Annotated in this window: 26 protein-coding genes; 8 read left to right on the top strand and 18 right to left on the bottom strand. The window is 37.8% G+C overall.

Annotation, left to right across the window (positions count from 1 at the left end; genetic code table 11):
- Positions 1 to 87 precede the first annotated feature (87 nt).
- From H5S39_RS04505 to H5S39_RS04485, 5 genes are all read left to right on the top strand, one after another.
- Entirely contained in the window at positions 88 to 1,092 is a 1,005-nt protein-coding gene (locus H5S39_RS04505; protein WP_182595723.1) for a LacI family DNA-binding transcriptional regulator, read from the top strand.
- A gap of 64 nt (positions 1,093 to 1,156) precedes the next feature.
- Positions 1,157 to 2,686 carry a gluconokinase gene (locus H5S39_RS04500; protein ID WP_182595725.1) on the top strand — a complete coding sequence of 510 codons (1,530 nt, stop codon included), beginning with the start codon at positions 1,157 to 1,159 and terminating at the stop codon, positions 2,684 to 2,686.
- A 188-nt stretch (positions 2,687 to 2,874) separates the two neighbouring features.
- The gene (gene amaP, locus H5S39_RS04495) at positions 2,875 to 3,420 is read left to right on the top strand and encodes an alkaline shock response membrane anchor protein AmaP (RefSeq protein ID WP_182595727.1); all 546 of its coding nucleotides are present in this window, start codon (positions 2,875 to 2,877) and stop codon (positions 3,418 to 3,420) included.
- A gap of 12 nt (positions 3,421 to 3,432) precedes the next feature.
- Positions 3,433 to 3,624, top strand: a complete 192-nt coding sequence (locus H5S39_RS04490; protein ID WP_182595729.1) for a hypothetical protein — start codon at positions 3,433 to 3,435, stop codon at positions 3,622 to 3,624.
- A 19-nt stretch (positions 3,625 to 3,643) separates the two neighbouring features.
- Positions 3,644 to 4,033 (top strand): Asp23/Gls24 family envelope stress response protein, encoded by a 390-nt coding sequence (locus tag H5S39_RS04485; RefSeq protein ID WP_182595731.1) that lies wholly within the window; start codon positions 3,644 to 3,646, stop codon positions 4,031 to 4,033.
- A gap of 56 nt (positions 4,034 to 4,089) precedes the next feature.
- Here the strand turns inward: H5S39_RS04485 and H5S39_RS04480 are convergent, their stop codons facing one another.
- Positions 4,090 to 4,230 (bottom strand): hypothetical protein, encoded by a 141-nt coding sequence (locus H5S39_RS04480; RefSeq protein ID WP_182595829.1) that lies wholly within the window; start codon positions 4,228 to 4,230, stop codon positions 4,090 to 4,092.
- Between the two features lie 126 nt (positions 4,231 to 4,356).
- Here H5S39_RS04480 and H5S39_RS04475 point away from each other — a divergent pair, with 126 nt between their 5' ends.
- A complete protein-coding gene (locus tag H5S39_RS04475; protein ID WP_182595733.1) occupies positions 4,357 to 4,680 on the top strand; it encodes a hypothetical protein in 324 nt (107 codons plus the stop codon).
- A gap of 90 nt (positions 4,681 to 4,770) precedes the next feature.
- Here the strand turns inward: H5S39_RS04475 and H5S39_RS04470 are convergent, their stop codons facing one another.
- The 5 genes from H5S39_RS04470 to parE all read right to left on the bottom strand — a co-directional run bounded on the left by H5S39_RS04470 (position 4,771) and on the right by parE (position 11,365).
- Positions 4,771 to 5,160 (bottom strand): iron-sulfur cluster biosynthesis family protein, encoded by a 390-nt coding sequence (locus H5S39_RS04470; RefSeq protein ID WP_182595736.1) that lies wholly within the window; start codon positions 5,158 to 5,160, stop codon positions 4,771 to 4,773.
- 163 nt (positions 5,161 to 5,323) lie between these two features.
- Positions 5,324 to 6,259, bottom strand: a complete 936-nt coding sequence (locus tag H5S39_RS04465) for a manganese-dependent inorganic pyrophosphatase (RefSeq protein ID WP_182595738.1) — start codon at positions 6,257 to 6,259, stop codon at positions 5,324 to 5,326.
- A gap of 107 nt (positions 6,260 to 6,366) precedes the next feature.
- On the bottom strand, positions 6,367 to 6,834 hold the full coding sequence (locus H5S39_RS04460; protein WP_182595739.1) for an NUDIX hydrolase: 468 nt from the start codon (positions 6,832 to 6,834) through the stop codon (positions 6,367 to 6,369).
- A gap of 20 nt (positions 6,835 to 6,854) precedes the next feature.
- A complete protein-coding gene (gene parC / locus H5S39_RS04455; RefSeq protein WP_182595741.1) occupies positions 6,855 to 9,323 on the bottom strand; it encodes a DNA topoisomerase IV subunit A in 2,469 nt (822 codons plus the stop codon).
- A 20-nt stretch (positions 9,324 to 9,343) separates the two neighbouring features.
- Positions 9,344 to 11,365: a DNA topoisomerase IV subunit B gene (gene parE, locus H5S39_RS04450; protein WP_220477054.1), complete on the bottom strand. Its 2,022-nt coding sequence runs from the start codon at positions 11,363 to 11,365 to the stop codon at positions 9,344 to 9,346.
- A gap of 221 nt (positions 11,366 to 11,586) precedes the next feature.
- Between parE and plsY the strand changes: the two genes are divergently transcribed.
- Positions 11,587 to 12,213 (top strand): glycerol-3-phosphate 1-O-acyltransferase PlsY, encoded by a 627-nt coding sequence (plsY, locus tag H5S39_RS04445; protein ID WP_182595745.1) that lies wholly within the window; start codon positions 11,587 to 11,589, stop codon positions 12,211 to 12,213.
- Positions 12,214 to 12,253: 40 nt separating this feature from the next.
- Here plsY and H5S39_RS04440 read toward each other — a convergent pair whose 3' ends face one another.
- From H5S39_RS04440 to fakB, 9 genes are all read right to left on the bottom strand, one after another.
- Positions 12,254 to 13,132, bottom strand: coding sequence for an aldose 1-epimerase family protein (locus H5S39_RS04440; protein ID WP_182595747.1), 879 nt, complete (start codon positions 13,130 to 13,132; stop codon positions 12,254 to 12,256).
- 136 nt (positions 13,133 to 13,268) lie between these two features.
- Positions 13,269 to 15,389, bottom strand: a complete 2,121-nt coding sequence (gene topA / locus H5S39_RS04435) for a type I DNA topoisomerase (protein WP_182595749.1) — start codon at positions 15,387 to 15,389, stop codon at positions 13,269 to 13,271.
- A gap of 132 nt (positions 15,390 to 15,521) precedes the next feature.
- Positions 15,522 to 16,385, bottom strand: a complete 864-nt coding sequence (gene dprA, locus H5S39_RS04430; RefSeq protein WP_182595758.1) for a DNA-processing protein DprA — start codon at positions 16,383 to 16,385, stop codon at positions 15,522 to 15,524.
- 64 nt (positions 16,386 to 16,449) lie between these two features.
- Positions 16,450 to 17,220, bottom strand: a complete 771-nt coding sequence (rnhB, locus tag H5S39_RS04425) for a ribonuclease HII (RefSeq protein WP_182595760.1) — start codon at positions 17,218 to 17,220, stop codon at positions 16,450 to 16,452.
- The gene (gene ylqF, locus H5S39_RS04420) at positions 17,213 to 18,085 is read right to left on the bottom strand and encodes a ribosome biogenesis GTPase YlqF (RefSeq protein ID WP_182595761.1); all 873 of its coding nucleotides are present in this window, start codon (positions 18,083 to 18,085) and stop codon (positions 17,213 to 17,215) included. Before ylqF ends, rnhB begins: the two co-directional genes overlap by 8 nt.
- 14 nt (positions 18,086 to 18,099) lie before the next feature.
- A complete protein-coding gene (locus tag H5S39_RS04415) occupies positions 18,100 to 18,321 on the bottom strand; it encodes a YozE family protein (RefSeq protein WP_182595763.1) in 222 nt (73 codons plus the stop codon).
- A gap of 17 nt (positions 18,322 to 18,338) precedes the next feature.
- Entirely contained in the window at positions 18,339 to 18,941 is a 603-nt protein-coding gene (locus H5S39_RS04410) for a YpmS family protein (protein WP_182595764.1), read from the bottom strand.
- A gap of 2 nt (positions 18,942 to 18,943) precedes the next feature.
- A complete protein-coding gene (locus tag H5S39_RS04405; protein WP_182595766.1) occupies positions 18,944 to 19,870 on the bottom strand; it encodes an SGNH/GDSL hydrolase family protein in 927 nt (308 codons plus the stop codon).
- Between the two features lie 170 nt (positions 19,871 to 20,040).
- Positions 20,041 to 20,883 carry a fatty acid kinase binding subunit FakB gene (fakB, locus tag H5S39_RS04400; RefSeq protein WP_182595768.1) on the bottom strand — a complete coding sequence of 281 codons (843 nt, stop codon included), beginning with the start codon at positions 20,881 to 20,883 and terminating at the stop codon, positions 20,041 to 20,043.
- Positions 20,884 to 21,061: 178 nt separating this feature from the next.
- Between fakB and trhA the strand changes: the two genes are divergently transcribed.
- Positions 21,062 to 21,706, top strand: a complete 645-nt coding sequence (trhA, locus tag H5S39_RS04395) for a PAQR family membrane homeostasis protein TrhA (protein WP_182595770.1) — start codon at positions 21,062 to 21,064, stop codon at positions 21,704 to 21,706.
- Here trhA and H5S39_RS04390 read toward each other — a convergent pair.
- Genes H5S39_RS04390 through H5S39_RS04380 form a run of 3 tightly spaced genes read right to left on the bottom strand, consistent with a single transcriptional unit; the run spans position 21,692 to position 25,110 of the window.
- Complete coding sequence (locus H5S39_RS04390; protein ID WP_182595772.1) at positions 21,692 to 22,183, bottom strand: dihydrofolate reductase; 492 nt, start codon at positions 22,181 to 22,183, stop codon at positions 21,692 to 21,694. The genes trhA and H5S39_RS04390 overlap by 15 nt on opposite strands.
- A 10-nt stretch (positions 22,184 to 22,193) precedes the next feature.
- Positions 22,194 to 23,156, bottom strand: a complete 963-nt coding sequence (locus H5S39_RS04385; RefSeq protein ID WP_182595774.1) for a thymidylate synthase — start codon at positions 23,154 to 23,156, stop codon at positions 22,194 to 22,196.
- Between the two features lie 52 nt (positions 23,157 to 23,208).
- Positions 23,209 to 25,110: an ABC-F family ATP-binding cassette domain-containing protein gene (locus H5S39_RS04380; protein WP_182595776.1), complete on the bottom strand. Its 1,902-nt coding sequence runs from the start codon at positions 25,108 to 25,110 to the stop codon at positions 23,209 to 23,211.

The following is a 25,110-nucleotide window of genomic DNA, read 5'->3' as shown; positions in this document are numbered from 1 at the left end:
ATTATAGCAACTTAGCTAGTGACGCTTTTTTTATGTTTTGGTATCCTAAATAATAGTAGATATTAATAAGGATGATGAACTAATAAAATGTCAAAACATATTACTATTGCTGATGTAGCAAAAGCTGCTGGCGTTTCAGTAACAACAGTTTCACGAATTATAAACGGCCACTACGAAAAAATGCGTCCTACTACTCGGAAAAGAGTTGAAAAAGCCATCACCGATCTCCATTTTATTCCTACTGCATCTGCACAGCGTCTTCGACAGACACAAAGCCATGTTGTCGGTGTTCTCGTTGGTGATATTTCTAACCCCTTTTCCTCCTTACTGGCAAAGGGAATAGATGATATTTTGCAACAATCAGGTTATGATATTTTATTAATGAATACCAATAATTCAAAAGATGTTGAAAAACGCGCACTTCAACGCCTTTACCAGCAACGAGTAGATGGTGTTATTATTCAACCTAATTCACGCAATTTTGAACAATTTGCGCCAGCTATTAATGCTAATATCCCAATTGTAATTGTCGACCGAGAAGTTGATAATCAGCCACCCTACATTGGCAAAGTAACTTCTGCTAATCGTGATTCTTGCTATCAACTTGGAAAAATACTTTACCAAAAAGGTTATCAAAATATCTTAACAGTCAGCGCCCGCTTTGCTGAGGCATCCGGTCAAATTCCGCGAATCGCCGGGATAAAAACTGCAGCTACTGATAATGGCCTCACTTACCATAATATTGAAACTCGTGGTCATGACCGTCAGTGGTTAGCAAAAAAGTTCCTGCAAGAGTTAAATGAATTATCTGGAAGAACCGTAGTTGTTTCATTAATGGGACCTATTCTTTTTGACCTTCTCGCTATCTTTAAGAGTCTCGACCTAACTTTCCCTGATGATATTGGTCTAGTAAGCTTTGATGATTGGGAATGGTCTCAATACGTTGGAAATGGTATTTTTCTTTTAAAACAAAATATGGAATTAATGGGTAACCTTGCAGCTAATAAACTAGTTTCTCAAATTGAACATAAGAGTTTTATCAGTTCAACTACACTTTTACCCGTCGAAATCGTTGCACGTCAGTCACTTTAGAATATAATAGTTAGAGTTATAATATTTAGAGAGAATTAATTGAATTATTAAAGGAGAACATTCAATGAACTACTTAATTGGTGTCGATATTGGAACTTCAAGCACAAAGGCTGTTTTATACGACCAGGATGCTCATGTTCTTAATCAAGCTAATCACGGATACGAACTACACCGAAATGCAGCTGGAATGGCAGAACAAGAGCCCGAAGAAATTATTAACGCTGCTGAACAGGCTATTCATGATGTAGCAGCAAAGGCAGACCTTACACAGGGAAAACTACTAGCAGTTGCTGTCTCAAGTGCAAACCAAAGCTTACTTTTATTAGACAAAGATAAAAAACCACTTTCCCGCTTAATTACCTGGGCAGATAGTCGGGCACAACGGGCTGCTGATAACTTGAAGATGATGACTGAGGGGCAACAGTTATACTTGAAGACCGGAACCCCTGTCCATCCAATGTCAACCCTAACTAAGCTTCTCTGGTTAAAATCGGATGAACCAGAATTATTTAAGAAGAGTGCTTACTTTGCCGATATTAAGGCTTACTTGTTCTACCGTCTATTCCATGAATTTAAGGTCGACCTTTCAATCGCCTCATGCACTGGATTAATGAATATTAAGACCGGACAATGGGACTCACAAGCCTTAGACCTTGCTGGTATCACTACTGACCAGTTGCCTGAAATTGTCAGTGGAACTACCCAAGCAATTGGTTTAATACCAACTGCACAGAAAAAGCTTGATATTCCCGCTAATACCCCATTTGTTTACGGTGCATATGATGGTGCCCTTTCTAACATTGGCGTTGGTGCAACAAAACAAAATACCGTTGCCATCACTATCGGAACTTCGGCAGCTGTCCGCGTGGTAACTGACCATCCCGTTATTGACCCTGAAAGACGGTTATTCTGCTATGCAATTGATGATGGATTATGGGTCGTTGGTGGTCCATTGAATAATGGTGGCGATGTTTATCAATGGGCCGTTGAACACTTGGTTGATAGTAGTGCAGTAAAAAATGAGAACGTCGATCCATATACCCTCGCTAATCACGTAATTGAGGGAGTTCCAGCAGGTTCTCACGGACTCCTATTTCATCCATTCTTAGACGGCGAACGGGCACCATTATGGAATGCGCAGGCTCGTGGTAGCTTCTTTGGCTTATCACAAATCCACACTCGTGCTGATATGCTTCGCGCAGTAATGGAAGGAATAAGCATGAATATTGCAACAGTTTTCCAAGCTGTTCGTGCTTTAGTTGGTGAACCAGCGAGTGTTACCGCAACTGGTGGCTTTGCCCGATCACAAGTATGGCGACAAATGCTTGCGGATATTCTTAACTGTCCGGTAAATATTCCCGACTCATTTGAATCTGGTTGCCTCGGTGCTGTCGTAATGGCAATGAAGAGTTTAGGAATGATTAACAATCTAGATACACCACAAAATTTTATTGGTAATTTTAGTTCCTACCAGCCATCGGCAAAAGCAGTTAAAGTTTACCAACGCTATACCCCCCTCTTTCAACAAGTTGAGGAAATGTTAGCCCCCGCATACTCTGAAATTGCCAAATTACAAGAACGTCAAAATAAATAGTTTTATAAAAACAGTCTTACTGCAACAATTGTTGTACAGCAAGACTGTTTTATTAATTATGACTATTTTGTTAACACCAGCTTAACATTACCTTTAGTATTACGATAAATGCAGTAAAGCGTTTTCTAACATGTTATGCTTAGTTCATAGTAAAAGTTATCCATGGACACTGAAAGGAAGTGATGCTTATGGCTGCCTGGAAAAAATGGTGGATATCATTCGCCATGTTATTACAAATAATTGTTGGAACCGTCGTTATCCTTCTATGGGTCTATCGTGATGAAGCCTGGACAATCCCAGTTAATGACTGGCTTCACAGCCCAACTGGTCAACAATTTTCAGCTGGAGTCGCTGCGTTCCTGATTATAGTAGCTTTAACCGTTATGGCTGTGGCGATTTTCCGCCCAACCACGACTAAACAAATGACTATCGCCAAAGATGGGGCCAATAAGGTACAAATTGACCGACAAGCGGTAGAACATAGTTTAAAGACTTCGATTGCAAAGTATGATCTTTACAATCCAGCAATCAAACTTCGAATGCACCGCCACCACCAAAAAGCTGACGTCACGGTTAACGGAATGTTATCAAGTCGAACAAACCCTGAAATGCTTCATTCCGCAATTCAACAAACAATAAGAACTGACCTTAAGCAAAAATTTAATATTGACCTTAATAAGCTCAGAATTAACTTAGATCCATACTCACACAAAAAGTCAGTCGTTATCGTTTAAGGGAGGTACACTATGAAGCTAACAACACTAGGGATGATCATGGGACTAATTATTAGTATTAGCTGGGTCATCTGGGGATTTTTCCCAATGCTTGGAATCCTACTAACAACCATAATACTAGGCGGTATCGGTTATTTTCTTGACGCTAAAGGCTATTCCTTGAATAAGCTCGCCATTAAGATGTTAGACAAAATTGCCAACTAATTTCCAAGGAGGAATTACTATGACAACTACAACCAATACAACAACTAAAACGATCGACGAGCAATTAACGTTTGATGACCAAGTAATCGAAAAAATCGCTGGAATCACCGCAAGTCGGGTTCCGGGAATTCTCTCTCTTGATGGTAATATGTTTAGTGAACTTGCAGATAAAGTAACCTCTGGAAGTAATCCTACAAAGGGTATTGATGCCGATGTTGGCGAAAAACAAGTAGCCTTAAAAATGGATGCAACTATTGAATACGGTAAAAGCGCACCTGAAATTTTTAAAGCAGTTTGCTCTGAAGTTCAACGAGCAATTGATAAAATGACCGGATTAAAATTAGTAAAATTTGAGCTTCACGTTAATGATGTAAAGACCCGTGAAGAAGTCGAAAAAGACGCAAAATAAATACCATAATATTAAAGGAGCTGATATCGGCTCCTTTTTAATTGCAATCGTAAAATTTAACTTTTACGAATTGCCTTTACCAATGTAATGGCTAATCCCATCGTAATTCCTAGCGTTGTCAATAAAGTATAGCGTCGTAATTGTTGGTTTTCCTCAGTTAATAATTTTATTTCTTGGCGCATCGCTTTTTTCTTCACTGTTAAGACCACCTTCATTAATCTCTCAAGATAATCATATCATATTATTTAACTTGTCTTCTTAACATTTTGTATTTAGATATTAATTAACTATAATAAGGAGTAAATAAGGGAGTGTGACTTTGGATGGTCCTAAATGATGTAATTAGTCTAATATTAATTTGCTTATTCGGTTATTTTTTTGTTACGAACTTTCGTCATGACAATTATGCTTACGCTTTTGTAATGTTTATTGGCGTGATGGTATTTTATGGTGATTTCTATCACCACTTACCAATTAATTGGAAATTATATATCTTGCTTATTGCTGCTTTCTTTTGGGCAATTTTTATTATCCTAATGGGGCGGCAAGCGATGAAAAATGCCAATAGCCGCAAGCATTTTTCATATGCAGCAATCATTGGCGTTATTGGTATAATTACAACAGTAGTATTTCGTTTCATTTTATAATAAATCAAAAAGATCCTGTCAATAATGAGGTGTGTATACCGCTAACAATAGGAAGCACAGCTCGGTATTATTCTGGCAGGATCTTTATTTTTAACAATCATGTGCTCGATTATAGTGAGAGTTTAGCTCATCATTACTTAAATCAAGAACTTCAAGGTTATCAGTAAGTACTCTTTGCGGACTAACAAGTGGCATCGTAAAATATTGAGGATTGAATCGTACTTCCATTTCATCATCAAATTGGACAGCAGTATGACGCTTAATATAAAGATCGCCTAAGTTAGATTGAATTCTTTCATTATAGTCAGGGACCTCAGCATCTTTATTAACAAGAATTAACCGATATCCACCATCTAAGCTACAACTACCAACTGCAGAAAATGGTCCTACACCATCATCAAAATCAAGTAACATTGTTTTACTCGATAAATCATACCGTGTCAACCGATTAATAGCTTCCTTTGTAAAAGTAATATTCATCCTTCTTCGCCCCTTTTCATAAGTTAGTAACTATAATTTTAAACTATTAAGAACGAAAGTATAATTTTTTGCTCAAAAAGTTACCTTAGCTATCTTTAGAGTAATAAAAAAAGTCCAAAACGATTATTCTCGTTCTGAACTAATCTTAGGCTGTTTATACCTATTAGCCTTCAAAAGCATCTGTTAAAGGAGGAACAACTTGCTTCTTCCGTGATACAACACCAGGTAAGTTCATCCGCTTCTTTTCGTTGAGTTTCTTACCAAATGCTGCTTCAACCTTTTCAGCTGGATCACCGATTACTAGTAATTCGGAGTCACTATTTAAGATGTTAGTAGCGATCAATAAGAATAAATCGTAACTATTATCATCCATTAAACTTTGCATTTGACTTTCTAACTCTGATTGCCGGCTAAATACATCATCCAAGTCAACCGTATTTACTTGACCAATACGTACCTTCTTGCCACCAAGTTCAAAAGTCTTTGCATCGCCATCAACAATATCAGCTTCAGACTTAGCAGCCAAGTTTGTACCAGCTTTTAGCATATCAATGCCGTATTTTTCATAGTCTTCAACTCCAGCAATTTTTGCTAAGTACTTAACTGCTTCTCGATCATGATCCGTTGTGGTTGGTGACTTTAAGAGTAAAGTATCAGAAATAATCGCAGAAAGCATCATTCCAGCTAAGTCAGCAGGAATATTAATATGCTTTTCTTGGAATAATTCAGTAATAATTGTACTTACACAACCGTAAGGACGAACAGTTGCCCATAGTGGTTGAGCAGTTTCAAAGCCTGCAATTCGGTGATGATCTACTAAATGGGTTACAGTAACTTTGTCAATATCACTTACACTCTGTTGTGGTTCGTTATGATCAACAAGCATTACCTTATCTACTTCATTAGCAGCGGTCTTAATTACCCGAGGTGCTTCCATTCCAAATGTCTTTAATGCAAACTTAGTTTCATCATTTGGTTCGCCAAGAGCAACTGCTTCTGTTTCATATCCTAATTGATTTTGAAAATATGAAAATGCCATTGCTGCAGTAATCGCATCTGTATCAGGCTTTTGATGTCCAAATACTAATTCTTTGCTCATATAAATTCCTCCTGTTTGTTCACTGCTTTATTACTAGTCATACTAGTACGTGGAACAATCTACATTTCCTATTCTATCATGGAAGTAAGTAGATTAAAGAATAATTATTAAATATCTTGCTTATTTTGAATGAAATTATTTAAAATTTCCCACATTTGTTGATGTTGGTCATTAAAAAAGCGTGGTGGCTGTTTTGCTAATGAAAAGTAACGAACAGCACTAGTTTCTGTCACCTTTGGCTGAGAAATTTTTGCACTTGACGCTTTAACTAAATAAAAAACATTAATGGGTTGAACACAATCACCATTGGGATACGTATAAAAGTTTTGATCTAAAATTGCCAATTGTCTTAACGGAACAACTTCAATTCCCGCGTCTTCTTTAAATTCTCGTTTGACTGTCTCGTTGAAAGACTCGCCATATTCCATATATCCACCTGGAAATCCCCAGTCTCCTGTATCAGCCCGTTCTTGTAGTAGTACTGCTCCTTGATTATTTAAAAGCGCGCCGGATGCACTTGTCATAATTAACGGGCGGTGTCCTACTAAACTTCTTATTTCTCTAACGTACGCCAAATTAATCCCTCTTTTGCCTTCTAACTTTGGGCAACCGCTTCTTCCGCCAAAATATCTGCTTGTTTTAGCCGTAATTTAACGGGTGTACCTTGCGTATCTGTATCGATAACAAAAGTTCCATTTGATTTTATTGACCCTAAATGGTGATCAGTCACCATTACATCTTGGAAGGCAGGACGATCCGTAATAATTTCAAAAGCACCTTTATAAGCATTATCATAAGCTACAAAATCCGCTATTTCATGTGGATGAGATTTTAGCCGACGTAGTACTAATTCACCACGACGCGCCCGCGCACCTACTTCAATATCATCAACCGGCATTTCTTTAAATGCTCCCCGCTGTGTAATTACCGCAACATTATCGCCATCTTTAACCAGTACCTGATCCATTACTTGGTCATCATCTTTCAAGTTAATAGCTCGTACCCCAGCAGTCCGAATACCGGTAACTGGTACATCAGCAATATCATAACGCACTGCATATCCTTGACGACTAATTGTCAATAATGACTGATTTTCATTTTTAGGTTCGTAGTAATCGACACTAACTACCCGCGCGTTATCATCTTTCAACTTAATCGCAACACTAGCATGACTCTTATAACGCGAACCAGGTTTATATTCATTAAAAGCCGTCTGTTTTACTTGACCATCACTGGTTCCCATAATAATTGTTCCTGGTTGCTCTAATTTATCAAAAATCATTGCTTTAATAATCTCTTCATTATCAGCCAGCCCAATTGTCTGTGAGATATGCTCGCCAGTATCCTTCCAACGAACATCTGCTATTTCATGAATTGGTCGGTAAATAATATGGCCAAGATTAGTAAACATAAAGAGATGAGCAAGTGTATTAGTCTGTTGAACAAGCAACGGGTAATCATCTTCACGTAACCCATTTTCATCAGCTGCTGAGGCTTTGAATGACCTAATACTACTACGTTTAATGTAGCCCGCATGAGATACTAAGACAACCACATCTTCGTTAGCAACCGTGACTTTAGTGTCAATTTCAAGCTTTTCAACATGATTTTCAATCTTTGTCCGGCGTGGATTACCAAATTGTTTTTTTATTGCCCGAATTTCTTTAGTAAGAACCTTGGCCAATTCATTGGCATCGGTTAAGATTAAGCGATATTCTTTAATCTTCAAATTAAGCTTTTTTTGTTCGTCTTCTAATTCAGTTACATCGGTATTAGTTAAACGATACAGTTGCAAAGTTACAATTGCTTCTGCTTGTTCTGGCGTAAAGTCATATTCTTTTACCAGGTTTGTTTTAGCATCCTTGCGATTTTTACTAGCCCGAATGGTTTTGATAACCTGGTCAAGAATTGATAATGCCTTAATCAAGCCTTCGACAATGTGCAACCGTTGCTGAGCCTTATTAAGGTTAAATTGTGTTCGTCGCCTAATAATTTGTTTTTGGAACTCCAAATATGAAGTCAAAATCCGTTTTAGCCCAACCCGCATTGGCCGCTGATCATCAATCGCAACCATATTAAAATTATAATTAATTTGTAAATCAGTGTTTTTTAGCAAGTAATTAAGAATTCCATTTGCATTAGCACCACGCTTTAGTTCAATGGCAATCCGTAAACCGCTCCGGTCAGTTTCATCACGAGCTTCTGCAATTCCTTCAACCTTTTTTGCTAATCGTAAGTCGTTGATTCGCTTAACCAATTGTGCCTTATTTACTTCATATGGAATTTCGGTCACATTAATTTGTTGGCGACCGCCTCTTAAAGTTTCAATTTCAGTCTTAGCTCGAACGACTACTCGTCCCCGGCCAGTCTGGTACGCTTTTCGAATACCATCAATTCCCTGAATAATTCCCCCTGTTGGAAAATCAGGACCTGGAATAAATTCCATTAATTTATCAAGAGACGCTGTTGGATGCTTGATTAGATAAATCAAAGCTTCAAGTACTTCACTAAGATTATGAGTTGGGATTTCAGTAGCATAACCCGCTGATATCCCCGTAGCACCATTTACTAATAAATTAGGAATTCGTGCTGGTAATACAGTTGGTTCTTTTTCTGTATCATCAAAATTCAAGGTCATTTCAACTGTATCTTTATCAATATCTTGAAGCATTAAGCCTGCGATCTTACTTAACCGTGCCTCTGTGTAACGCATTGCTGCCGGTGGATCACCATCCATTGAACCATTATTACCATGCATCTCAACTAATGGTTCCCGCAGTTTCCAATCTTGGCTCATTCGTACTAATGCTTCATAAATCGAACTATCTCCATGAGGGTGAAAATTACCCATCACATTACCAACAGACTTAGCAGACTTACGAAATCCCTTATCATAAGTATTACCATCTTTGTTCATCGCAAATAAAATTCGCCGTTGAACTGGTTTTAGGCCATCACGAATATCTGGCAATGCCCGCTCTTGGATAATTGATTTTGAATAACGGCCGAAACGATCACCCATAATTTGTTCCAGCGTCATGCTTTCAATTTTTCCGTTTCTCACAAAACTTTATTCCCTTCTCTTTAATTCCATGTATTAATTGTTGGCATTTTTGAAGATGACAATCTTCCCTTATTCTCAACAAGTTTATCAGATTCTTGGTCATCACTTAGCGTAAACTGGACATTTTCTTCAATCCATTCGCGTCGTGGTTCGACTTTGCTACCCATTAATGTGGTAACTCGTCGTTCAGCTAATTCAGCATCCTCAATTCGCACTTGAATTAGCGTCCGTGTTTCAGGATTCATTGTTGTTTCCCAGAGTTGGTCAGCATTCATCTCTCCAAGACCCTTAAAGCGTTGCAACTGAGCTCCTTTACCCATTTCCTTAGACATTTTGGTTAGCTCATCATTTGTCCATGCATAAGTAATTTTGGTCTTGGCTCCCCGTCCACGCTGGATACAATAAAGCGGCGGCAACGCAATATAAATTTTTCCTGCTTCAATCATTGGCCGCATATACTTATAAAAGAACGTCAGGAGCAAAATTTGAATATGAGCGCCGTCATCATCGGCATCCGTCATGATAATAATCTTATCATAATTTGAATCCTCAACATTAAATTCTGATCCTGCACCAGCGCCAACAGTATAAATAATTGTATTTAATTCTTCATTCTTTAACACATCGTCCAATTTAGCTTTTTCTGTATTAAGAACTTTTCCTCTTAGGGGCAAGATCGCTTGGAATTTTCGATCACGCCCTTGTTTGGCAGAACCACCGGCAGAATCACCTTCGACCAAGAAAAGTTCATTCTTCTTGGCGTTCTTTGACTGCGCCGGAGTTAGTTTTCCTGAAAGGTTTCGTTCTTTTTTGCTCTTACGTTTCCCCCCACGAGCTTGATTACGAGCTTTTCGGGCTGCTTCTCTAGCCTCACGAGCTTTTACCGCCTTTCGAATTAGCATTTGGGCAAAATCGCCATTTTCCATTAACGCATAGCCAAGCTGTTCACTAACGATTGCGTCAACTATTTTACGTGCTTCTGGTGTTCCTAGCTTATCTTTTGTCTGCCCTTCAAACTGAAGGAGACGTTCAGGAATTCGTACAGAAATAACCGCAGTGAGACCTTCACGGACATCACTACCTTCCAAATTTTTATCATTAGCCTTTAGTAAGCCAACTTTTTTAGCATATTCATTGAAAGTCTTAGTCCAGGCACTCCGAAATCCCGCTTCATGAGTTCCGCCATCTGGTGTTCGAACATTATTAACAAACGACAAAAGGCTTTCAGAATAACCATCATTGTATTGAGCAGCTACTTCCACTTCCACGCCGTCTTGTTTACCGTCAAAATAAAGGGGCTTACCAAGGGTGTCTTTTCCTTCGTTAAGGTATGACACGAACTCCTTAATTCCATTATCAAACTGAAAAATATCCTGCTTTTCTTGACCAGCACGTTTATCTGTAAGGGTAATCTTAATCCCTTTAAGTAAAAATGCTGATTCCCGCAATCGATTAGCTAAAGTATTATAGTCATAAACAGTCGTTGAAAAAATCTTTGAATCCGGCTTAAAAGAAACCGTAGTCCCGTTACTTGCCTTTGTCTTTCCCAGTTTCTTTAATGTGCCTACCGGTTGACCACCATCTTTAAAAATTTCTTGATAACGTACATGGTCACGCACAATTGTTAAGGTTAAGTGAGTAGATAATGCATTAACTACAGAAGCTCCCACACCATGAAGACCACCTGACGTCTTATAACCATCAGACTGTCCAAACTTACCACCAGCGTGCAAAACCGTCATAATGACTTCCGGTGTTGGTTTGCCAGAAGCGTGCATTCCTACTGGCATCCCCCGTCCATGATCCTGAACCGTTATTGAGTTGTCAGCTTCAATCGTGACATTAATCTCATCACCGTATCCTGATAATGCTTCATCAACGGCATTATCTACAATCTCATATACTAAGTGGTGTAACCCACGCGAATCTGTTGACCCAATATACATTCCTGGTCGTTTTCGTACTGCCTCAAGTCCCTTTAACACTTGAATCGATGAGGCATCATATGTTACTTCTTTCTTGGCCACAAAATGACCTCCCATTGCCAATTTAATGTCTAAACGTATGTTCGAAAAATTATTGTACCATTTACGTTTATTAATTGTAAAGCTTAAAACTATACAAATTCAATCCATATTGAATAATACTCAAAACTTGCATCTTTCGCAAATTCACTTCATAAATCCTCATTTATTAGTGGTGAAAAAGCTCTATTCATGCTATGCTTAAATGCTGTGAAGGCTATTATTAAGGAGCTATTATAATGATTTTTAAAATTATCGGAATGATTATTATCGCCTATCTACTTGGCTCAATTCCTACCGGCCTATGGATTGGCAAATATATTTACCATAAAGATATTCGTAAGCTTGGCAGTGGTAATATTGGGACTACTAACACGTTCCGAACGCTGGGTTTCAAAGCTGGCGTGGTAGTTCTTATTATCGATGTTCTAAAAGGTACCTTAGCCGCTAGCCAACCATATTTTCTAGGCGTTTCAGGTACTGTCAATCCCCTATTGATTGGTTTATTTGCCAGTTTAGGACACACGGCATCAATTTTTGATAATTTTCAAGGTGGCAAGGCTGTAGCTACTAGTGCTGGTATTTTACTTGCATATAATCCACTACTTTTTCTAATTGCCTGTTTAATTTTCATTGCGGTCCTGTGCTTAACTAGTATGGTTAGCATGGCAAGCATGATCGGGATATCCGCAATTTTTGTTATTGCCCTTTTCATTCACGACTGGATACTATCAATTGTTGCCGGAATATTAACAGCTATTGTAGTCTACCGTCACGTATCAAATATCCAACGAATTTTATCAGGAAAAGAGTCGATGGTTAGCTTTGGCCTCGGTTACTATCTCCGACAAAAGAAGCATAAATAAAAATGAGAGGACAGCATTTTTGTTGCCTCTCATTTTATTTTTAAAATGGCTTAATACTAAAGTTATAATTATCTGACTCTGCAGGCGCTAAGCGGTGCATTCCTTGCTTATGTAGCAACTCACCATCACCATTGACATTATCAGCAATCCCCCACCATGGTTCAACACATACAAATGGTGCAGTTGCCGGATATTGAGACCAAACTCCAACATACTCAGTGGCAAAAGTATCAACAATAACACCATGATTAGCTACGGTGTCCGTTAATTTAACCTTAAAATGACCCCCAGCTGTCTTAAAAATGATCGCATCATGATTAAAGTCGTCATGATTAAGCATCCGTGCTTCTTTCATATTAATTAATTGCGGATGCTCGGAATCATTATACGGTCCTTCCAAAAGAATCCGCGAATACTCTTCAGCCGGCCAGACAGATAATTGTGTCTGATTAAAGGTTCCAGTATTTGTTAACGGCATATTAAATCCTGGATGGGCTCCTATCGCATAAAGTAAAGTTTTATCTGCGCTCGGATTTGTTACCCGATAATCAACGACTAACTTATCCTCCTTCAATTCATACTTTACCTGAAGCTTAAATGAAAATGGAAATACCTGTAAAGTCTTAGCATCATCATGCTGTTCCAGTATTACCATTGTTGGTGTTTGCTCGATAACATTAAACTGGCGGTCACGAGCAAAGCCATGTTGCGTCTGATGATAAATTTTGCCGCCATAACGATATTGATCATTTTTAAGCCGGCCAACAAAAGGAAAGAGAATCGGAGCTTGCCGCTTCCATGAAGCAGGATCGCCTTGCCATAAATATTCAATTTGATTATCATGCCGCTTAATACTGTGTAATTGAGCACCTAATTCATTAATTTGAATCGTTAATTGTGGGTTCTGTAAAGTAATCATATGTTATCGATCCCTTCAAATGATAAGCGTTTAACATTAAGTATACAAAAAAGCTTCCACACGCACAATAGCAGATTTTGGAAGCTCTTTCAATAGTTTGACATTAGTAAAATTCAGTAAAAATAATATTCTTGTTTTACTTCTGAATTTCTTCTTTGTAGTCACCATTAGGACAAATAACTTGTTTGCCACCCTTGACTTTTTTCTCAACAAGAAAATGCCCATCTTTAGGACAGTCTCGACCGACTGGCTTATCCCATGAAACAAAGTCACATTCTGGATAACGGGAACAACCATAGAAAGTACGATTCTTCTTTGACTTTCGTTCCACAACAGTCCCTTTCTTACACTTAGGACATGTGATTCCGATATCCTTTACAATCGCCTTTGTGTTACGACAATTAGGGAAGCGTGAACATGCGTAAAACTTACCATAACGTCCCATTTTAATTACCATTGGCGCACCGCAAATTTCACAGTCAGTACCCGCTAACTCATCTTTCATCTCAATCTTATCAACCTCTTCTTCAGCTGCATCAACTTCCTTAGAAAATGGTTGATAGAATTTATCAATAACCTTAATCCAATTTTGCTTACCTTCTTCAATCTCATCAAGCTTACCTTCAATATCAGCAGTAAATTGGACATTTACAATATCTGGAAATTGTTTTTCGATAATTCTGTTAACAATTTCTCCTAATTCGGTAGGTTCAAAATGCCGGGATACTAAACGAACATAATAACGCCGCTGAATTGTATCGAGAGTTGGAGCATAAGTTGAAGGCCGACCGACACCATTTTCTTCCAATGTCTTGATTAGTGATGCTTCTGTATAACGAGCAGGGGGTTGAGTAAAGTGTTGGGCTGGATCATCCTTAATCATCTGGGCAGCATCGCCTTCTGCAAGTTCCGGCAATATATTATCCTTTTCAGTGCCACGTTTATAAACCTTAGTAAAACCAGGAAACTTTACCTTAGAGCCGTTCGCACGGAAATCAACACCATTTTGTTGCAAGTTTACACTCATTGTATCAATCACTTCTGCTGTCATTTGACTTGCAACAAATCGTGACCAAATTAAACTATATAGCTTATATTGGTCATTAGTTAAATACTGCTTCATCTTTGCTGGAGTTCGATACACAGATGTAGGACGAATTGCTTCATGAGCATCCTGCGCCCCTTCTGGTAACTTTCCTTTGACTGGCTTAACCGCTGCATATTCGCCACCATAGTTTTCATGAATATAATTTGATGCTTCATGCTTTGCAACGGATGCAATTCGAGTAGAGTCTGTCCGCATATAAGTGATTAACCCCACCGGAGCCCCTTCTTTAATGTCAATACCTTCATATAACATTTGCGCAGCCATCATCGTCTTCCGTGTTCGGAAATTCAAGCGCCTGTTAGCATCTTGCTGCATGGTGGACGTCGTATATGGTGGTTGTGGTTGCCGGCGACGCTCACGTTTAGTAACCTTTGTAACTTCAAAATCTTTTTTCTTGTCAATTTTAGCAAGAATACTTTGAACGTCATCATTACTCTTTAAGGCAACCTTTTTACCATTTTCACCATAAAAGCTAGCCTTAAATTCTTCTTTTCCCTTCTTAAAATCCGCATCAATTGTCCAGTACTCTTCTGGCTTAAAGTTTTTGATTTCATTTTCACGTTGAATAATCAAATAAAGGGCAACTGACTGTACACGACCAGCACTCAAGCCCTTCTTGACTTTTTTCCAGAGAATTGGACTAATAGAATAACCTACTAACCGGTCTAATACCCGTCGTGCTTGTTGCGCATCTACCAAGTCCATATTAATTGTTCGTGGCTCTTTAAAGGCTTCTTTAACCGCATCTTTAGTGATCTCATTAAAGGTAACACGATTTTTCCGGTCATCATCAAGTTTTAAAATATTGGAAACGTGCCAAGCAATTGCTTCTCCTTCACGATCCGGGTCAGAAGCCAAGTAGACTGCTTTTGCATTTTTGGCATCTTTCCGTAATTCCTTAATGACATCACCCTTGCCACGAATTGAAATATAGTCTGGCGTATAGTCGTGTTCAATATCGACTCCCATCCGACTTTTTGGTAGATCCCGGATATGTCCTAAACTTGCAACGACCTTATATGATCGCCCAAGAAATTTTCCAATTGTTTTCGCTTTTGATGGCGATTCGACAATCACCAAGTTTTTCTTTATTTTTGAGCGACGACGCGTTGTTTTTTTAGTCGCCGTTTTAGTTGCTTTGGTTGCCATTCTGGTAGGCTCCTAACGTTTTTTAATATTTCATTCAATAATATTATTAATCCATTTGACCATCATATGTCAAATATAATCTCTAACTGAAAAAAATATTTTAATCAAAAACTGTTTATAAATCAAGTCTTATTAGCCCAAACGGAATTCATCAAGTAAATCCTGCGTTTTTAATATTGGCTTAGCACCAGCAGCAATCAAACTATTACAGCCAACAGATAATGGAGCATCTATTCGCCCAGGCACAGCGCAAACCGACCTATTTTCATCAAGTGCAATATTAGCGGTTATTAAACTCCCGCTGCGTTTTTTAGCTTCAACCACTAACACCACTTCACTCAGCCCTGCAATAATTCGATTTCGTTCAGGAAAATGATAAGCAAGTGGCGGCTCTCCTATTCCATATTCAGAAATTAATAATCCTCGACTAGCAACATCTTTTTGCAATTGCTGATGATTCTGTGGGTATGCCTTATCTAGACCACATCCAATTACACCAATTGTTTGCCCACCATACTTTAGTGCAAGTTCGTGACTAAGCCCGTCTACTCCCTGGGCGAGACCACTAATAACAACTATCTGCCGTTTTATTAATGGCGGTAATAATCCTCGCAGAGCACTCTGACCATAAGCTGTAATTTGGCGGGTACCGACAACACCAATTGACGGTTGATGAAGCAAGCTTAGATTTCCGCGGTAAAAAAGCACTAACGGTGGACAATAAGTCTCTTTCAAGTTTAATGGATACAATGGATCTACAATCGTAATAAAAGGTTCCTGCTTATTCATTTTGACTGTATTATCTAAGTCACTACTAGTCCAATTATTTTTAAATGCTGTGGCGCTACGCAAACTAATCTTCGAATGCTCAATTAAAAAGTTAATGTTATTAAAACAACGTGTTCGCTGCGCACATTCCCATAGACGATATTTCGATACTAAACTAATTCCGCGACATAGACTTAATCGCAATAAAAAATCATTTACTTGTAACATAAAAAAGCCTCCATAAACATATCTTCATAGATATATATACGAAAACTTTTTTAAAATGCATTTTTTAATTTAAATATTTTGGAACAGGATTAAAAGAACGACGATGAATTGGACAAGCGCCTAATTTTGCAAGGCCTGCTAAGTGTTCCTTCGTACCATATCCCATATTCTGTGCAAATCCATATCCGGGATATACATAGTCATAATCACGCATTAAATGATCACGATATTCTTTTGCTACAATACTAGCAGCTGCCACACTAATACTCTTTTGATCGCCCTTAATTAAAGTAGTTTGTGGAATATCGACTGCTAAGGGAACAGCGTCAACAATCAAATGGTCTGGGCGATGATGGAGCTGATTAACAGCCCGAATCATTGCATCTTGGGTTGCCGCATAAATATTTAATTTATCAATTACATCACGGTCATTTACTGCAATACTTACTTCAACAGCCTCATTAATAATCTTTAGATAAAGATTTTCTCGCTCATGGCGACTTAACTGTTTTGAATCAGTTACACCTACCAAATCAAAATCAGCATTCAAAATAACTGCACAGGTAACAACCGGTCCTGCTAAAGGCCCCCGTCCTACTTCATCCATTCCTGCAACATATTGGCAGCCACTTTGCCAGTAGTATTCTTCATATTTGAACCTTTTTTTAAAGGCCGCATAAGCTTCATGCTGACGAGCCAAGCGTCGTTTTAACTGACCAATTGCCGTTTGAACACCCTTACGTGAATCGCCAACTATTGATTGGATATATGGGTCATCGAGCCTTTGAACTGTTAATAGGTGCTCTTTTATTTGACTAATCGTCTCTTTACTCATTTAACCCATCCTCATTTAAATCTGCTGGAACTTCAAGGGTAATCGGTCCTAATTTTCCCTTTCGCAGATCGAATATCAAGCGTTCACTTGCCCGATCATAATCATCACGAAAACCCATTTTCGCTGTAATTGTTAATAATAATTCCGGATTAGCAATATCTTCACTTAGCTCTTCATCGGTTAAATGATAGCGTTCTTTTAACTTTTCTGGCTGGTATTGCCGTAAATAATCAAGCGCAAATAAAGCAACATCATCTTTTGCGTATAAGCTGTCTTTAATTGCTCCTGAAAGGGCCAGCATCGTTCCTTGTTTAGGGGTAGCAAACTTATGCCACAATACTCCAGGCGTATCTAAAAGCTCCAGTTCAGCAGATGATCGCAGCCATTGTTGACCAGTAGTTACTCCCGGTCGATTGCCCGTAGCTGCAACATTCTTTTTCACAAGATGATTCAATAATGTCGACTTACCAACATTAGGGACACCAACACACATTGCCCTTATCGGTCGCTTCTTCATCCCCTTCGCTTGTTCATCAGCAAGCTTATCACGAAGAATCTCCTTACTTTTAGCTGTAACAACTTTTGCAACATTATTTTGACGTGAATCAAGTGCTAATACTGGCTGCCCATGATTTTTATAATAAGTTAGCCACTCATTCAACCTTTGACGATCTGCAAGGTCAGTTTTAGTCATAATTAATAATTTAGGCTTATCGCCTGCAGCTAATGCCACTTCTGGGTTTTGTGATGAATACGGAACCCGCGCATCAACCAATTCAAATAAAATATCCACTAATGGCATCTGTTCGCGAATCTGTCGTAGCGCTTTTGCCATGTGTCCAGGAAACCATTGTATTGTTGCCATTTCTTTCTCCTCCCTTAATTCATGGCATCAATGTATCGCTGCCATGATTCATCAAAAATTGTCATTGATGGTAAATAATCTGCATTCTCTTCCAAATACTTCGAGATCTCTTCAAAATCAGTTGATTGTTTAGGAAATGCCGAATCAAAGAATGCGTTATTAGCAAATTGTTGAACCTCATCTGCACTATTAGGATTTCTTTGCGTCATCAAAAAATGATAAAAGCTCATCCGCATTTTATTTTCCTCCCATATTATTTATTATTAGTTGGTACTGTAATGAGGAATTTAAATTGACCTTCCTCCATATTTATTTCCTGAGCTGAATACTTTAAGGAGCGATGTTTACTATAACGATTAAGATCCAATAGAACTGTCTTCTTCTTTGGATTAATCGTTACCCATTTAGGAATGTCGTAATTTTTGGCGATGTATCCCATCACAAATTTAATTGGAATGTTTAACCGACCAACCGTCAATCCTTTTGCCCGTAACAAAACATTTCCATTATTCATCCGCTCAGGAATAAAATTAATCGCAAAACGAACATTAGCACCTAAAAATTTAGTGTTCCCTGTCAGGGTAGCATACTTATCACCAACGATAAAATCATAACGAATTTTTTGCCCCTTCAAGAATTCATTTAAGTAATTTGCCGCCAATGCATTTACTTGCTTTTTATTTAATTCAACCGTAACCGATGAATCACTCGGTTTAACTGGTTTTGTAATTGTAGTATTTGGTGCAGGAGCGGTTGCCTTATTTAAGACTACACCACACCCAATAACGATCACTGCAACTAGGCAGAGAAAAGCCCATTTCCACCAATTAATATGTTTTGTTTTCGTTTCGTTCATTTTTACCTCCTTGTAAACTCCCAACTATCGTGTTTTTCCATTGAATCAAATAATCGTGCTGCAATTTGACTATATCCAGCATGATTAGGGTGAAAATTATCTGTGGTTGAAATATACTTATTCAAATTTTGGTCCTTATGGTTCATTATTTCAATTACACGTTTTTGACTGACTTTCCCTTGGTTTGCTTGCTTTTCCTCTTTTATTAATTTTTGTTGTTGGTTTTTGGTTTGATATTGTCCATACGACATCACTTTATTAATATCGACAAAATACATATAATGGTAATTACTCATTGCATTTTGGGTTGTTTGATTCCACTCACCAATAGACTGATCAATTATTGTCACATCTGGAAAATAAGTATAAAAAGGGTTATAAATACTCATCACAAAAATTGGGGCCTTGGGATTTTCTTGACGGACCGCGTTAAACAATTTTACTAATTTTTGTTGGTATGTCTTTTCACCCTTACGAACGCTGCTTGTAACCTGATTTTCAGATCCCATAACATTCTTCTCCAAAATTTGCATTAAATCATTACCACCAACTGTCATTGTAATTACATCAGCAGCTTGTAAATCTTTTCTCAATTGTGACTGTTGATCGACCCGGTCAAGGATCTGATCTGACCGATCGCCAGTAACCCCATAATTAATAGTTGTAACCTTGGTTTGTTTATAATGATGTTCAATTTTACTTTTTATTATTCCAACGTAGCCGCCATTGTTATCCTCATCTCCCTGTCCATGAGTAAGAGAATCACCAAGAGCAACTAATCTAACATTTTTCTTCTCAATATATTTTGGTGCAACTGATTTGGTATCACGAGTCATCGTTGTAATCGAAGAATTATAAGCATACCATCCTCCGCCAATAACACCCACCATAACCAATACAACTAATAATAATCGTTTCCACTTTTTCATCTACTGTACCTCATTATGTTAAGAAATAAAGGCTGAGAAAAAACCTTTGCTTTTTCTCAGCCCCACTAGTTTTATGACTAATTCACAATAAAATGATAAGCCCAATAAGCTAGCTTATGCTTTACATGATTAGCTATTCAGGCCAGGTGTACAATCTTCTTATCCTTATATTATTCAGTATAGTATAAAAGACAACAAGCACCCATTCCCGTATGAGTAGCAATAATTGGCACCGTTTCTCTGACTGTTACATCAATATTAGGGTAAAGTTCTTTTAAGTTTGCTAATAATCGATCTACTTCTTTACCAGCGTCTACATGAGATATCCCAATCTTTTTAACCTTAGGTCCCTGCGCCATCTCATCAAGAATTTTTCCCCATTCCTTATGGATAGACTTTAGACCCCGGCCCTTAGATTCAATATGAATTTGACCATTATATACTTGAAGCATAACCTTAATATTAAGTAGATTTGAAACAGCCCCCGCAAATTTACTAATTCGTCCTCCAGCAACTAAATTATCAAGATTATCAATTGCTAAATAAAGCTTGGATTTACTGAGAACACTTTTCATCTTTTCAATAGCGTCGTCAACACTACCGCCATCTTCAATTACTTTAGCAGCTTCCACTATTTGAAAAGCCATGCCTTGGTCAGTAGTCTGAGAATCGTAAACAGTAACCTTTGTCTTAGTCATTCCAGCTGCTTGTTCTGCTGCGTGAACTGTTCCACTAATTGATTCCATCATGGTAACACATAACACTTCACTACCGTCTTCGCCTAGCTTATCAAACGCATCAACGAATTTACCAATTGGCGGTTGAGAAGTCTTAGGTAACGACTTAGCGTTTTTCATCATTGCTGGGAACTGATCATTTGTAATCGTTTCACGTTCAACATATACCGTCCCATCAACCATCACACTTAATGGTATAATTGTAATGTTATACTTTTTTATTTCTTCATCTGCTAATCCAGCTGATGAATCACAAACAATTTTTATCTTTGCCATGAAACTTACCACTCTTCCTGAACAATTTGTGCTATAATTATCTAGTAATCAGAACTAGATAATTAATTTTTAATACTATTATACTCAATTATATCTAATTTTGTAAGGTTAATTGCTATTCATATAGTATACCAAAAATAATGTGAGAATTCATTGGTCTTTAGAAAGGGGTCTTTTGATGACTACAGAAAATAATACTAAGAATCGCGATACCCTTTTAGTAGAAATCGGAAATGCGGTTACACACGGGATTGGTGCCGGTCTATCAATTGCTGGTTTAATTTTATTAATTATTCGAGCCGTCCATACTGGAAGTCCCATGCGAATAGTAACATTTACTATTTATGGCAGTGCTTTAATTCTTTTTTATCTTTCATCAACCTTGTTTCACGCACTTATTTTCACACGCGCTAAACGAGTATTTCAAATTTTAGATCACTCAATGATTTTTGTCCTCATTGCTGCCACCTATACTCCTTATTGTCTTGTTAGCATCGGCGGATGGCTGGGTTGGACTATCTTTGGCGTTATCTGGGGGCTTTCCGTTATTGGAATTGTTTATAAATGTATCTGGCTTAAACATAAGAGTAAATACTCTACTATTATTTATATTTTAATGGGATGGCTTTGTCTTGTTGCTTTTATGCCACTATGGCGGGCACTAGGACCTGTTGGTTTTGGATTATTATTACTAGGCGGACTTGCCTTTACAATTGGTGCCCTATTTTATAGTCGTCCTACCCTTTATACACATCTTATTTGGCATATATTCGTACTAATTGGAACAATCTTAATGTATTTCTCAATTTTATTGTACGTCTAATTGCCATTCCTCAAAACGACAAATTAAGCGACCATTCTCATCGTAATTGACTTGTTTAACTAAGTGCCAGCGATCATAATTGATTGCTGGCATTTTTGTATCGCCATCGATTCTTTTATTGATAACTGTTCGATATAACTTTGTTGCGAGAGGGAGTAATTGTTTATAAATAGTTGCGCCACCAATAACATAATAATCAGCATCATGTTTTTGAAAATACGCTTTTAATTCACTTAACGAATGGACGACAACTACTCCTGAAACACTAAGTTGATGGTTAGTTAAAATAATGTTTTTACGTTTAGGCAACGGTTTATTCCCAAGAGACTCAAATGTCTTCCGGCCCATCACAATTGGATAGCCTAACGTTTGGTGTCGAAAATGCTTCATGTCCGCTGACACATGCCATGGTATGGTATTTTCTTTACCAATCCACCCATCTAAGTCTTCTGCCCAGATTAATCTTATTTCACCCATATTAGTTCTCCTAGACAGCCACAGGCGCCTTGATTGCCGGTTCATGAGTATAACCTTCAAGTTTAATATCAGTCATCTCATATTGATCAACTGGCTTAGGCTCTGCCGGAAGAATTAATTTGGGTGCTTCGTGAATAGGACGGTTCAATTGTTCTTTTACCTGGTCAAGATGATTTAAATAAATATGTGCATCCCCAAGGGTATGAACAAAGTCACCAACACCTAAGCCACATTGGTGAGCAATCATATGTGTCAACAAGGCATAACTAGCAATATTAAATGGCACCCCCAGAAATATGTCTGCACTACGCTGATACAATTGGCAGCTTAATTTCCCATCATTAACATAAAATTGGAACATTGTATGACATGGAGGGAGCGCCATGGAAGGAACATCTTCTGGATTCCATGCTGATACAATCATTCTCCGCGAATTTGGAGTTGTTTTTATTTGATGAATTACATTTGCAATCTGATCAATTGTCTCACCTTGACTAGTTTGCCATTTACGCCACTGACTTCCATAAACCAATCCTAAATCACCATACTTTTGGGCAAATTCATCATCGGCTAAAATTCGGTCACAGAAAGCCTTCTTTTCTTGAAGATAAACTTTTTTAAACTCAGGGTCTTTTAACCATCGATGCCCAAAATCAGTCATATCAGGGCCATGGTAATCAGAACTTTCAACCCATTTTTTAAATGCCCATTCATCCCAAATATGATTTTTGTGCTGAAGAAGGAAGCGAATATTTGTGTCACCACGTAAGAACCATAGTAATTCACTTTTTATTAACCCAAATGGTACCTTCTTAGTTGTTAAAATAGGAAATCCTTTATTAAGATCAAAACGCATCTGGTAACCAAAAACCGATTTTGTTCCTGTCCCTGTTCGGTCGTCTTTCTGATGTCCATTCGCTAAAACATAACGAATAAGGTCTAAGTACTGTTCTTCATTTGGATTTATTGTCATTTTATTTGCTCCTCTTGTTTCCCTTTTGGCCTTATATATCAACGGGTTTTATCTACTCGACATAAGTACTCAAATATTCCCAGCGAGCAGTCTTTTCATCAATTTTAGTTTGAATCTCATTTAATTGTTTTTGTAATTTTGCTAGTTTATTATAGTCACTTGCTGCCTCAGCCATCTGATTTTCCAATTGTTGATGCTGTTGATCAAGCTCATCTAATTCTTCATCAATATGATCCCATTCTAATTGCTCCGCGTAAGTCAGCTTAGTCTTTTTCTTTTTTTCTGGTGCTTCAGTTTTCGGTTTCTTGGTGGCCTTCTTTTTATTATGCGATTCCTTTTCCTTTATGGATTGTTCCTTCTCATTAGTCAGGTAATCCGTAAAACGTCCAGTATAGCGCTGAATGTCACCATTTCCATGAAAAATTAATAGGTCATCGGCAACCTTATCTAGAAAATACCGATCATGAGAAACAGTAATTACTGTTCCTGCAAAGCTATCCAAATAATCTTCTAAAACAGTTAAAGTTCCAATATCAAGATCATTTGTCGGTTCGTCTAACAAAAGAACATTGGGCTGCTGCATTAAAATCTTTAAAAGATAAAGTCGTCGTTTTTCACCACCAGAAAGTTTACGAATTAAAGTTCCATGCATAAACCGTGGGAACAAAAAGCGTTCTAATAATTGCGTAACACTTAACTTATTACCATCCTTATCGGTCACATTTTCTGCAATTTCAGATAAAAAGCTAATCATCCGCTTACTATCGTCAATTCCTTCAGTCTGTTGGGTGTAGTAACCTAGCTTAACAGTCTCACCAATTTTTAAAGTTCCACTATCTAAAGGTACCCGTTGTGCAATTACATTTAATAAACTGGTTTTCCCAGCACCATTTTGACCTGTAATACCAATCCGATCACCTGCTTGAACTAACCAATTAAAGTCTTGCAAAATCTGATGATCACCAAATTGTAAATCAGCATTTTTAAATTCAATAACATCTTTTCCTAGCCGTTGTGAGCCAAGATTAATTGCAATGTCTTCATCCGTTTTAAGGTTACCAATTTTATTTTCAAGTTCATGAAAACGATTGATTCGTCCCTTTTGCTTTGTCGAGCGGGCTTTTGCACCAGTTCTCATCCATGCCAACTCTTTTTTATATAATTGCTGGTTCTTACGTTCTGTATCTTTTGCTAATTCAACCCGTTCTGCTTTCTTCTCAATAAAATCCTGATAGTTTCCTTCATAATGATATAGGTTACCAAAAGAAAGTTCCCAAATATGATTAGTAATCTGATCTAGAAAGTAACGATCATGTGTTACAACTAATACCGCTCCTTTATAACTATTCAAAAAATCCTGTAACCATATAACCGAATCAAGATCCAGGTGGTTAGTAGGCTCATCTAGTAATAGCAGGTCTGGTTGCTGAATCAAAACTTGTGCTAAACCAACACGCTTCTTCTGCCCTCCAGATAGTTCAGAAATGTGTTGGCTTACATCATTAATTTTAAGTTGCGTTAAAATTGTCTTTACTCGGCTATCAGCTTCCCAAGCGTCTTCTTGATCCATTTTTGCCTGCATTTTTGTATAACGGTCTATTGCTTGGGGATCTTCTGGATGCTTTGTAAATCGCTCTAATGCCAGTTCATATTGACGAATTGTCTCAAAGACCGGCTGTTCACCCTCAAACACAGCTTCCATTATTGTTTTTTCTTCATCAAGTTCAGGCTGCTGTCTCAAATAGCCAATGGTGTAATCATTTGGCCTAGTAATTTGTCCGCCTCCCTCCGGCTTCACTTCTCCGCTAATTACATTTAAAAGACTAGTTTTACCACTACCATTGACCCCAATTAGGCCGATTCGATCATTCTCATTGATAATAAAAGAAATATTATCAAATAATACTTTTTCACCGTACGTACTTGTAAGTCCTTCAGCGCGCATTGTCTGCAT

Origin of the sequence: Limosilactobacillus rudii (genome assembly GCF_014145455.1) — a bacterium.
GTDB classification, from domain to species: domain Bacteria; phylum Bacillota; class Bacilli; order Lactobacillales; family Lactobacillaceae; genus Limosilactobacillus; species Limosilactobacillus rudii.
The sequence above is the reverse complement of the archived record's forward strand: the minus strand, read 5'-3'. Positions and strand labels throughout refer to the sequence as shown.